12 protein-coding genes are annotated in these 10,259 nt (G+C 75.0%); 8 read left to right on the top strand and 4 right to left on the bottom strand.

Going from position 1 to position 10,259, the window contains the following annotated elements:
- The 4 genes from FM076_RS22520 to FM076_RS22505 all read left to right on the top strand — a co-directional run.
- The coding region (locus FM076_RS22520; RefSeq protein WP_173872782.1) for a GvpL/GvpF family gas vesicle protein at positions 1-212 on the top strand (212 nt) is incomplete at its 5' end.
- On the top strand, positions 199-438 hold the full coding sequence (locus FM076_RS22515) for a gas vesicle protein (RefSeq protein WP_173872781.1): 240 nt from the start codon (positions 199-201) through the stop codon (positions 436-438). The genes FM076_RS22520 and FM076_RS22515, both read left to right, overlap by 14 nt.
- Positions 435-743, top strand: a complete 309-nt coding sequence (locus tag FM076_RS22510) for a gas vesicle protein GvpK (RefSeq protein ID WP_173872780.1) — start codon at positions 435-437, stop codon at positions 741-743. The genes FM076_RS22515 and FM076_RS22510 overlap by 4 nt, the downstream gene beginning before the upstream one ends.
- 393 nt (positions 744-1,136) lie before the next feature.
- Complete coding sequence (locus tag FM076_RS22505; RefSeq protein ID WP_173872779.1) at positions 1,137-1,685, top strand: hypothetical protein; 549 nt, start codon at positions 1,137-1,139, stop codon at positions 1,683-1,685.
- A gap of 64 nt (positions 1,686-1,749) precedes the next feature.
- Here the strand turns inward: FM076_RS22505 and FM076_RS22500 are convergent, their stop codons facing one another.
- Both FM076_RS22500 and FM076_RS22495 read right to left on the bottom strand, forming a co-directional pair.
- Positions 1,750-2,949, bottom strand: coding sequence for a methyltransferase (locus tag FM076_RS22500; protein WP_173874930.1), 1,200 nt, complete (start codon positions 2,947-2,949; stop codon positions 1,750-1,752).
- 170 nt (positions 2,950-3,119) lie between these two features.
- Positions 3,120-4,061, bottom strand: a complete 942-nt coding sequence (locus FM076_RS22495; protein WP_173872778.1) for an EamA family transporter — start codon at positions 4,059-4,061, stop codon at positions 3,120-3,122.
- Between the two features lie 151 nt (positions 4,062-4,212).
- Here FM076_RS22495 and FM076_RS22490 point away from each other — a divergent pair, with 151 nt between their 5' ends.
- Positions 4,213-4,446, top strand: coding sequence for a hypothetical protein (locus FM076_RS22490; protein ID WP_173872777.1), 234 nt, complete (start codon positions 4,213-4,215; stop codon positions 4,444-4,446).
- 117 nt (positions 4,447-4,563) lie between these two features.
- On the opposite strand, the gene FM076_RS22485 is transcribed toward FM076_RS22490, so the two are convergent.
- Together FM076_RS22485 and FM076_RS22480 are read right to left on the bottom strand one after the other, a co-directional pair.
- Positions 4,564-5,094 carry an NUDIX domain-containing protein gene (locus FM076_RS22485; RefSeq protein WP_173872776.1) on the bottom strand — a complete coding sequence of 177 codons (531 nt, stop codon included), beginning with the start codon at positions 5,092-5,094 and terminating at the stop codon, positions 4,564-4,566.
- An 85-nt stretch (positions 5,095-5,179) separates the two neighbouring features.
- On the bottom strand, positions 5,180-6,535 hold the full coding sequence (locus tag FM076_RS22480; protein ID WP_173872775.1) for a transcriptional regulator: 1,356 nt from the start codon (positions 6,533-6,535) through the stop codon (positions 5,180-5,182).
- A gap of 248 nt (positions 6,536-6,783) precedes the next feature.
- Here FM076_RS22480 and FM076_RS22475 point away from each other — a divergent pair, with 248 nt between their 5' ends.
- The 3 genes from FM076_RS22475 to FM076_RS22465 all read left to right on the top strand — a co-directional run bounded on the left by FM076_RS22475 (position 6,784) and on the right by FM076_RS22465 (position 10,134).
- The gene (locus FM076_RS22475; protein ID WP_173872774.1) at positions 6,784-8,481 is read left to right on the top strand and encodes a hypothetical protein; all 1,698 of its coding nucleotides are present in this window, start codon (positions 6,784-6,786) and stop codon (positions 8,479-8,481) included.
- Positions 8,482-8,577: 96 nt separating this feature from the next.
- A complete protein-coding gene (locus tag FM076_RS22470) occupies positions 8,578-9,168 on the top strand; it encodes an N-acetylmuramoyl-L-alanine amidase (RefSeq protein ID WP_173872773.1) in 591 nt (196 codons plus the stop codon).
- A gap of 45 nt (positions 9,169-9,213) precedes the next feature.
- Complete coding sequence (locus tag FM076_RS22465) at positions 9,214-10,134, top strand: pyridoxal-phosphate dependent enzyme (protein WP_173872772.1); 921 nt, start codon at positions 9,214-9,216, stop codon at positions 10,132-10,134.
- Positions 10,135-10,259 lie beyond the last annotated feature (125 nt).

The following is a 10,259-nucleotide window of genomic DNA, read 5'->3' as shown; positions in this document are numbered from 1 at the left end:
GGCTGCGCGCCCACGACCCCGCGCTCAGCGGCCGGGGCCCCCAACTGCTCAACGCCGCCTATCTGGTGGCCGAGGGCCGTGAGGCCGAGGTCAGGGAGGCGGTGCGGCGGCTGCGGGAGTCTCCCGGGTGCCGGGCCGTCGAGGTGGAACTGACGGGTCCGTGGGTGCCGTACTCGTTCGTGGACGGGGGTGGCCAGGATGCCCGTGGGTGAACACGTGGGCGAGGTGGTCTCCTGGGAGGGGCCGGAGAGCGGGGCACCGCTGGGGGTGCCGCTGGTGGATCTGCTGGACCGGGTGCTCTCCACCGGGGTCGTGGTCAGCGGCGACCTGGTGCTGGCGATCGCCGAGGTGCCGCTGGTGCGGCTCTCCCTCAACGCGCTGCTCTCGTCCGTCAACGAACGGGTGGCCGCTCCGTGGGGCGACGGAGGCCCGCTGTGACGGGGACGGGCCGCACCCCGGCCCCCCGCGGCGCGACCGGCCGGCTGGAGCTGGACCCCGACCGGGTGGGCCGGGACCTGGTCTGCCTCGTCCTGACCGTCGTCGAACTGCTGCGCCAGCTCATGGAGCGCCAGGCGGTCCGGCGGTGCGACCAGCGGGATGTGACCGACGAGCAGGTGGAGCGGATCGGTACGACGCTGATGGCGCTGGACGCGCGCATGGACGAGCTGTGCGCCCAGCACGGTCTGACACGGGACGAGTTGAACCTCGACCTCGGGCCGCTGGGCACGCTGCTGGAGCGCTGAACGGCGCCGCCGGGGTGCCCGACCGCGCGAGGGGTACCGGAACGGCTCCGAACATCCGCCCAGTTGGCGGAAGTCGCGCATAGCACGGTCCGGAAAGAGGATGATGGGAGCCCCGGAGGTCTCACCGCCGGGCGCACCACGGGGGTTTGGACGGTGATGTCCCGCTGGTGCGAGGCCCGCCGCCGTGCCTGTCGGCGGCGGGCCCGAACGGCCCGGGAGCCGCGTTCCCCCTCACGCGCCCCGGGCCGTGCCGCGCCCGGCCGGGCGACCCCCCGGGACCGCCGAGTACCCGGTTCCCTCCTGCCGGCCGCGGGGCCCCAACGCGCCGCCCAGGATGCCGGATTGGCCGGAAGGATCTTGTCAATCCTGCCGTAATTGAGTAATCGTACTTACATGAGAACGGTGAAACAGGAAGAGAAAGAGCTGCGCGGCTGGCTCTCCGGACGGCTCCCGGAGGGGCTGTTCACCCGGCTCGTGGAGGTGACCGTCGACCGCGAGGAGATCACCGTCGTCGGCGCCGTGCCCGAGCCCGCCCACGCTCAGGACGCCACAGCGGCGGAGCGCGCCGCCGCCTGCGAGGGGCGCATAGCCGAGTTCCGCGAGCGCTCCCGGGAGACGCGGGTGGCGATCGCCCGCGAGACCGAGCGGCGCTACGGCAAGAAGGTCTCCTGGGGAGCCGAATGCGGGGGCAGCCGCGCCCTGTTCACCCAGATCGCCGCCCCCGTGATGACGCGGCTGCGCCAGCCCCAGCGGCAGGTGCTCGACACCCTGATCGCCGCGGGGGTCGCCCGCAGCCGCAGCGAGGCCCTCTCCTGGTGCGTGCGCCTGGTCGAGCGCAACACCGACGCGTGGCTGAGAGACCTGCGCGCCTCCCTCGCCCACCTGGAGGACGTACGCGCCCAGGGACCCGACGCGGACGACCCGGCGGAGGACGAGGCATAACCCGGGTCCCGCGCACGCCGGCTCCCCCTGGACGGCGGTGCGGCGGGATGCCGGAGGGAACGGCTCAGGCGGTGTCCGCGCGGCGCAGCCGCCACAGGGCCGTCGTCTCCGCCGCGCGGGCCGCGTGCAGGGGCGCCGCCGGATCGGTCGCCCGGCCGTGCCGGGGCCGGGCCTCCAGCCGGCCGGCCACCACCAGTCCTGCGCCGGCGATCCAGCCCAGCAGCTCGTCCCTGGGCCGCAGCCCCAGGTGCTCGGCGAGGTCGGAGAGGATCAGCCAGCCCTCCCCGGCGGGGGTGAGGTGCTCCGCCAGCCCGTCGAGGAAGCCGCGCAGCATCCGGCTGTCCGGGTCGTAGACGGCCTGTTCCAGTACGGAGGTGGGCTTGGCGGGCAGCCAGGGCGGATTGCAGACGACGATATCGGCGCGGCCGGCCGCCTCGTCCGGGTACAGGTCGGCCCGTACGACGTCCACCACGTCGGCCGCGCCGAGCCGCGTCAGGTTCTCGCGGGCGCAGGCCAGCGCGCGCTCCCCCAGGTCGGTGGCCGTCACCCGGCCCACGCCGCGCCGGGCCAGCACGGCGGCCAGGACACCCGTCCCGGTCCCGATGTCGAAGGCGACCAGCCGCCCCGGTCCGCCGTCCGGTGCGGGGGGCAGCGGGGCGCGCGCCACCAGGTCCACGTACTCGCCGCGCACCGGGGAGAAGACCCCGTGGAAGGGGTGGACCCGGGCGCCGTCCAGCGCCTCGACGGGCACGCCCTTGCGGCGCCACTCGTGCGCGCCGATCACGCCCTGCAGCTCCCGCAGGGAGACCAGCGTGAGCGCGCCGACGGGGCCGGAGGAGGGGCCGTACGCCTCCGCGCACGCCTCCCCCACCTCGGGCGCCCTGCGCAGCGGCACCGTGTACGAGCCGCCCGGCGCCGTCTCCAGCGGGACCAGCAGCATGCCCAGCACGCGGGCGCGGCGGGAGCGGGCCTGCCGGTAGAGGTGGAAGCTCTCGCGGGGAGTGGCACCCTGCTTGGGCGGCTTGCGGTCCACCCGGCGGCCGAGCGCGGCCAGCAGCTGCCGCGCGCCGTGGTAGTCGCCCCGCCACAGCAGCGCGGTGCCCTCGCAGACGAGCTTGTAGGCGATGTCGGCGGCCATGCGGTCGTCGGCCACGGCAACCCGCCGCGGCGGACGCGCCCCGCTCTCGGACCGCCACCCGGCGGTGTGCCACTCCCCGCCCTCGTCCCAGCCGACGGTCCCGTCCCCGGTGCCCGTCCCGGCCACGTCCCCGTACCCGCCCTCGTCCTGTGCGCTCACCCGGACAACCGTAGCCGTGCCCACCGACACTCCCGCCCCGGGCGGGCCCGCGGCCACCTCGCGCGCCCGCCCGTCCGTCCGGGGCCAGGGCACCCCGCTGCCCGGCTGCCCGGCTGTCCGGCTGCCCGGCTGTCCGGCTAGCCGCGCGAGGCGCGCACCGCCCCCATGCTGGCCGCCACGACCAGCGCGACGGCCAGCAGCTGGACGGGGCCCATGCTCTGGCCCAGCACCAGGAACCCCGCGGTCGTGGCCGCGGCCGGCATGAGGCTCATCAGGACGGCGAAGGTGGCCGCGGGCAGCCGGCGCAGCGCGAACATCTCCAGGGTGTAGGGCACCCCGGAGGAGAGCACCGCCACGGCGGCCCCGAGCCCCAGCGTGACGGGGTCCAGCAGCGCCGGCCCCGCGCTGACCACCCCGAGCGGCGCGCTCACCAGTGCCGCGACGCCCATGGCGAGCGCCAGCCCGTCCACCTTCGGGAAGCGGGCGCCGGTGCGGGCGTTGAAGAGGATGTACGCCGTCCACATCGCCCCCGCGGCCAGCGCGTAGGCGACACCGCCGGTGTCGAGCCGCCCGAAGTCCCCGGCCGAGAGCAGATAGACCCCGCCTCCCGCGAGCGCGGCCCACGCCAGGCTGACCAGGCGCCGGGAGGCGACGACCGAGAGCACCAGCGGGCCGAGCAGTTCCAGGGTGACGGCGGCGCCCAGCGGGATCCGCTCGATCGCCTGGTAGAAGAGGGTGTTCATCGTGCCGAGCGCGACGCCGAGCCCGGCCACGGCCAGCCAGTCGGCACGGGTGTGGCCGCGCAGCCGGGGCCGGAAGAGGGCCAGCAGGAGCACCGCGGAGAAGAGCAGCCGCAGCGCGACCACGCCCAGTGCCCCGGCGCGGGGGAAGAGCAGGGCGGCGACGGCGGAGCCGAACTGGAGCGACAGGGCGCTGCCGAGCACCAGCCCGACGGCACCCAGCCGGGCGCGCGCCCCGGGCGGGGACGACGGCCCCGCGCCGGTGCCGCCCGGGGAGGGGGCGGAGCCGGGGGTGGCGGGTGCGGCGGAGGGGCCGGCAGCGCGGTCGGCGGTGGTCATGGACCACACGCTAGAGCGCCTCCCGTACGGGGTGAAATCCCGCCTCCGCCGTGACGCGTCCCGCCCGCCGGGGAACCTGCTGATCACGGCAGACGTTCACCTGGAACCGGAGCAACGGCCCGGTACCGCCGCACACGACGGAGGCAGGACCATGGCAGGGTTTCTCGACCGCGCCAAGGAGCAGGCCCAGCGCAGTCTCGCGCAGGGCAAGGAGAAGGTGGAGGAGGTCCAGGCCCAGCGCGCCGGCAACGACCTGCTGCGCCGCCTAGGCGCCGCCTACTACGCGGAGCAGCGCGGCACGGGCTCGGCCCAGGAGGTCCAGCAGGCCCTCGCGGCCGTCCAGGAGCACGTCGCGCAGAACGGCGACGCCTTCCTCAAGGGCTGAGGCCGGCCCCGTTGTGGCGGCACCGCGCTGTCCGCCGCAGCGGCGCCTCCGGCCCGCCCGGGCGACCCGGAGGTGCCGGCGGAGCGCCGGCCGGGCCGCACGGCGCGGCGCGGTGCCTCATCCGAAGCGCACGCGGTGGAGCATGAGGAGCGCCGCCGCCGTGTTCGCCGCGGGGACCTCGCCCCGGGCGATGAGATCGGGCGCCTCCTTGAGCGGCACCCACTCCCGTTTGTCCGACTCGAAGCCGTCCTCGGGCTCGCCCACGTACTCCGCGCGCGTCGACCAGTAGATGTGGTGCCGCGCGTCGGTCAGTCCGTTGGACGGCTCGACGGTCATCAGATGGCGGAGCGGGCCGGGGCGCCAGCCCGTCTCCTCCAGCATCTCCCGGGCGGCGGCCTGTGCCAGGTCCTCGCCCTCCTCGACGACACCGGCCGCCAGTTCCCACCCCCAGCTGTCGGTGATGAAGCGGTGCCGCCACAGCAGCAGCACCTCGTTGCGTTCGTTGACCGCGGTGGCCATGGCGACGGGCCGCAGCCGGATCAGGTAGTGGTCCAGGTGCCGCCCGTCGGGCAGTTCCACGTCCGCCAGATTCACCCGAAGCCACTGGTTCTCGTACACAGTGTGTTCACCCAGGTTCTTCCATCGCACGTATGTGCCCCCTTCCTGACGGAGGTTGGGCACATCCCAGCATGTCGCGCGCTCCCACTGACAGGGCGCTCGGCGCGCCCCGGAATCAGAACGGCACGCTCAGCGAGTCCTCGATGAGCTTCGCCGCCTCGGCCGCCGAAGTCCCGGAGTGCTGTGCCAGCCGCTGCCTGACCCTGCGCATGCGCCCGCGCAGCCGCTGCGACTCGATGCCCTGCGCGGTGTCGACCATCTCGGCCGCGGTGGCCGCCGCGCGCTCCGGCTCCCCGGCGTGCAGTGCCACGTCGGTGAGGGTGGCCAGCCGGTTGACGCGCCCCCTGACGTGCGCGGGCGCACGCGCGGCCTCCTGGGCGTAGCGTCCGGCGGCCGACAGGTCTCCCAGGAGGAGCAGCGCCTCGGCCAACCGCACCTCGACCAGGCCCGGTTGGACGTAGCCGGTCTCCTGCGGTTCCTCCTCGGGCCGGATGCGCTCCGAGTAGGTCTCGGCCCGGCGCATGCAGGCGTACGCGTTCTCGCGGTCGCCCAGCCGTGCGTAGGCGCCGGCCTGCATCGCGTACAGATCCGTGGCGAGCGCGGCGCTCGTGCGCGGGCCCAGGGTGCGCAGGACCGCCTCGGCGCAGGCGAGCGCGTGCCGGGTGTCGCCGAGGAAGAGCGCCTGGTTGACCAGGAGGGCGACGACGTAGCCGCCGAAGAGCAGGTCGCCGGAGGCCTTGCCCAGCCGCAGCGCCTGGTGGAAGTAGCGCTGGGCCAGGCCCTGCGCGTCCGCGTCGTAGGCGCAGATGCCGCTGATGGCGGCCAGCGAACCGGCGGCGCGGCACAGCCTGCGGCCGGTGCCGTCGTCGTAGCTGCCGCGCAGCAGGGGGGCGACCTCGCCGTTGAGGAAGCCGACGACCCGGGCGCGGGTGGCGACCCCTCCGGCGTTGCGGTAGAGGTGCTCGTAGTGGCCGCGGGCGGTGTGCAGCACGGCCACGTCGGCGCCGGTGACCTCGGGACCGCCGCTGCGGGAGACGTCCAGGTCCTCGGGCGGGTTCTCCCACTCCCACACCGGTGCGACGGCCGCGGCCCCGGTCAGCAGGGTGGGTCCGGGCCAGTCGCCGTGCACCTGGTCGGCGCGCCAGAGGGACGCCGCGCGCTCCACGAACCGGCCGAGACCCGCCGGTTCGGGTCCTGACGGGGTTCCCGGGGTGTGTCCGGCCGCCGGGACGTCCATGCCGATGTCACTGAGGGTGAGGGTCCTGCCGAGCTGCCGGCCGAGGACCTCACAGATCAACTCCGGAACCCTGCCGCGCGGCCGCTGTCCCTTGAGCCAGCGTGCCACAGCCGTGTGATCGTAACGCAGGGTGATTCCCGCGTGGTTGCCTAATCGGTTGACCCTCGCCGCGAGTCCGGCCCGCGACATCCCTGACTGGTCAAGGAGCGCGTCCAGTTGACTGTTGGGCTCCATACCGCCCTCCGTCGTCCAACGTGTTGTTTCGCAGAGTAACGGACCTGTTTTCACACGGGGTGTGAAAGCACCACGCAGTCGTGCGCCCGGCACATGCTCCCGGAGGCGTGAGCGATGCGATTCCCTGAAGACGTCCGCGTGCATGACAGCACATTCAGCACACGGAGAGCTACGGAAAGACATCATCAGATTCCGGAAGTGAGGCGGAACCGTGAACGACCCCATCAAGTACGACACCGGGACCACACATGCGTCCCGGTGACCCCGCACGTGCGACGGCGCACCCGAGCGCCCCGTCCCGCGGCCGCACCCCCAACCGCGCCCTGCGCGCCCTGCTGGAGGAGACCGAGTGGACACAGGCCGCCTTCGCGCGTGCCCTGGCTCGGCTCGGCGCCGAGGTCGGCATCCACCTTCGGTACGACAGGACTTCAGTCGCCCACTGGCTGCGCGGCAGCCGTCCCGACCCCCGGGTGCAGCACCTGATGGCGGAGGCGCTCTCACGCCGCCTGGGCCGCCGGATCACCGTGGCGGACCTGGGCACGCGGTGCGGCGCCGGCGGGGCGCGGGGCGGGCGGCCGGCGCCCTCGTCCCGGCCCCGGGGCGACGGCGACACCGACGACGAGGCGTCCGATCCCTCCGGGCGCCGGGCCGGGGCCCACGGCGCGGCGGAGGCCACCTCGTCCCCGGAGCACTCCTGGGGGTGGTGGGACGCCGGGCGGGCGGACGGGACGCGCGCCCGAGCGCACCCGGTGGACATCCGCGTCTTCGGGCTCGGCAGACCCTCCCACCCCGCCGACCAGCTGACCGCGCTGACCGCCCCCGTCGTCCCGCCGCCCCGCGCCGACGCCCCTCCCCCGGCCCCGTACACCCTCCGGCTGCTGGCCGACACGGTGCGCGCATCGGGCTCCCGCGGCGGCGGCCACGAGGGGTCGGCGCACCCCGCGGCGCCGGGCGCGCCCACCCCGGCGCCGCTGCCGGGCGCACGCAACAGCTGCACCGGACGCGGCTCCCGGCGCACCGGCCGCACCGGTCCCGGCCAGGTGGCCTCGGTGCACGAGCACGCCCGGTTCTTCGCCCTGCAGGCCGACCGGCACGGCGGCGGTCACATCCGCACCCCGCTCGCCGCGTATCTGGCGGGGCTGGTGAGCACGCTGCGCTCGGGAGAGGAGGGGGCGCACCACCGGGGCATGCAGGCGGGTGCCGCGCGGCTCAGCTTCCTGCTGGCCCGGGTCTACGCCGACGAGCAGCGGCACGGGCTCGCCGAGCGGGCCTTCCTCACCGCCGCCGAGCTGGCCGAGGCGGCGCGGGACCCCGAGGGGGTTGCGCTGGCCCGCCGCGCCCTCAGCTCCCAGGCCCACCAGCTGGGCCACCCGCGGGTGAGTCTCGCGCTGGCCGAGGCCGCCCTCGCGGCGGCACCGGCGGACACCGACCCCGCCACCCGCGCCTTCTTGTACGCGGGTCTCGCCGTGGCGGGCGCGGCGGGCGGGGACCGGCGCCGGGCGCTGGAGGCGATGGGCCGGGCCGAACGCCAGCTCGCCCGCGCCCCGGCCGATCTGACGACCGGGCCGGCGAGCCCCAGCGGTGAGCCGGTGGGCGGCTACCAGAACGCGGCGCTGCTCTACCAGTCCAGCCAGATGCGTGCCGCGCTGGGGGACGGCGAGGGGGCCATCCGCGACCTGCGCGCCTCATTGCGCGCGCGGCCGGCGGACGAGCGCCGCTCCCGCGCCCTGTGCCGAGCGGAACTGGCCGAACTGCTGCTCGCCCGGGGGCGGTTGGAGGAGGCGTGCGCGGCCTGGAGCGGCTTCCTGGAGGACTGCGCACACGTCAGCTCGGGCCGCGTGCTGGCCGCGCGCTCACGGATACCGGGGCTGCTGCGCCCGTACGCCCGCGACCACCTGGTCCGGTCACTCCTCGCACAAGCGAGCCCACCGCCGGTCGCGGGGTGAGGCGCTAGAAGAGCCTCCGCACCGGGTATAAGCCCCAGCACCCGGCCGGCGCCGGCGCGGGCGGCGACACACGCCGAGAGAGCAGACGGGGGCGAGATGGCCACACCCATCACCGCGGCCGCTTTCGTCCAGGCCCTCAAGAAGGAGGGCGTACGGGTCGAAGAGGTACGCGACTGGCGCAACCACAACCGCAACCAGCAGGGGCCGTGGGGCCCGGTGCACGGCATCATGATCCACCACACCGCCACCAGCGGCTCCGCGGACACGATCGATCTCATCTACGACGGCCGCCCTCAGCTGCCGGGCCCGCTGGCCCACGGCTGCGTCACCAAGGACGGCACCGTCCATCTGACCGGTCACGGCCGGGCCAACCACGCGGGCTCGGGTGACGACGACGTCCTGCGCGCCGTCATCGCCGAGCGCGCGACCCCGGCTCCCAACCAGCGGAACACCGACGGCAACAGATACTTCTACGGCTTCGAGTGCGAGAACCTCGGGGACGGGAAGGACCCCTGGCCCGACGAGCAGCTGGAGGCCATCGAACGCGCGGCGGCGGCCCTGTGCCGGCACCACGGCTGGGGCGCCCGCTCGGTCATCGGCCACCTGGAGTGGACGGACCAGAAGGTGGACCCGCGCGGCTTCACCATGGACGGGCTGCGGGAGCGGATCGCGGCGCGGCTCAGCTGAGGTTCCGGGTGCGAGGGCCCGGCGGGGAGCGCCCACAATGGAGGCGTGCACGCCCCGCCGGACCCCCTCGACACTCTCGCCCCACGCCTCCCCTCCCCGCTCCAGGAGGTCGAGGACGAGCGGTTCACCCGCCGGGGGGTGCGGCTCCTGCTGAAACGGGACGACCTGATACACCCCGCGCTCCCGGGCAACAAGTGGCGCAAACTCGCCCCTAATCTGCGGTCGGTGGCCGAGACCGGACACCGTCGGCTGCTGACCTTCGGCGGCGCCTACTCCAACCACCTGAGGGCCACCGCGGCGGCCGGACGGCTGCTCGGACTGCGCACCGTCGGGGTGGTCCGCGGGGAGGAGCTGGCCGGGCGGCCGCTCAACCCGTCGCTGGCCCGCTGCGCCGAGGATGGCATGCTGCTGCACTTCGTCACGCGCGCCGACTACCGCCGTCGCGCCGATCCCGCCTTCCACGAGGAGCTGCGCGCCCGCTTCGGCGAGTGCGCCGTCGTCCCGGAGGGAGGCAGCAACGCGGCGGCCGTGCGCGGGTGCGCCCTGCTGGGCGAGGAGCTGCGCGGGCGCACCGACGTGGCGGCCGTCGCGTGCGGCACCGGGGGCACCCTCGCCGGTCTGGCCGCCGGCCTTTCCGCAGGTCAGCAGGCGCTCGGCGTAGCCGTGCTGAAGGGCGGCTTCCTCCCGGACCAGGTGCGCCGGCTCCAGCTCGAGGCCTTCGGCGGCACGCGGGGGCGGTGGCGAGTGGAAGAGCGTTTCCACGGTGGCGGCTTCGCGAAGGTGGGCGCGGCCCTCTCCGATTTCGCGGCGGACTTCGCCGAACGGCACGGGCTGCCCGCGCTGGACGAGATCTATGTGGCCAAGCTGCTGTACGCCCTCACCCGCCTCACCGCCGAGGGTGCCTTTCGACGGGGGAGCACGGTGACGGCGGTCGTGACGGGGCAGTCATGGCCTCCCGCGCCGTGACTGTGAGTGACATTCCTTGTCACTCTCCGCAGTTGGTAGCCCACAGGACTGCGGATCATCGTGACTCTGGGTGATAACCGTCGCGCCCCTCGCGCCACTCGGGACCACAGCACGGCCCCGCGCGG

The sequence above is a fragment of the Streptomyces albus subsp. chlorinus genome (genome assembly GCF_013302895.1).
GTDB classification, from domain to species: Bacteria; Actinomycetota; Actinomycetes; order Streptomycetales; family Streptomycetaceae; genus Streptomyces; species Streptomyces chlorinus.
This window is presented reverse-complemented; position numbering and strand designations above follow the sequence as displayed.

What these genes read in the sequence shown, in the direction of transcription:
- FM076_RS22515 (WP_173872781.1), top strand. Translation starts at nt 199, where the DNA reads ATGCCCGTGGGTGAACACGTGGGCGAGGTGGTCTCCTGGGAGGGGCCG.
- FM076_RS22505 (WP_173872779.1), top strand. Translation starts at nt 1,137, where the DNA reads ATGAGAACGGTGAAACAGGAAGAGAAAGAGCTGCGCGGCTGGCTCTCC.
- FM076_RS22495 (WP_173872778.1), bottom strand. Translation starts at nt 4,061, where the DNA reads ATGACCACCGCCGACCGCGCTGCCGGCCCCTCCGCCGCACCCGCCACC.
- FM076_RS22490 (WP_173872777.1), top strand. Translation starts at nt 4,213, where the DNA reads ATGGCAGGGTTTCTCGACCGCGCCAAGGAGCAGGCCCAGCGCAGTCTC.
- FM076_RS22480 (WP_173872775.1), bottom strand. Translation starts at nt 6,535, where the DNA reads ATGGAGCCCAACAGTCAACTGGACGCGCTCCTTGACCAGTCAGGGATG.
- FM076_RS22475 (WP_173872774.1), top strand. Translation starts at nt 6,784, where the DNA reads ATGCGTCCCGGTGACCCCGCACGTGCGACGGCGCACCCGAGCGCCCCG.
- FM076_RS22470 (WP_173872773.1), top strand. Translation starts at nt 8,578, where the DNA reads ATGGCCACACCCATCACCGCGGCCGCTTTCGTCCAGGCCCTCAAGAAG.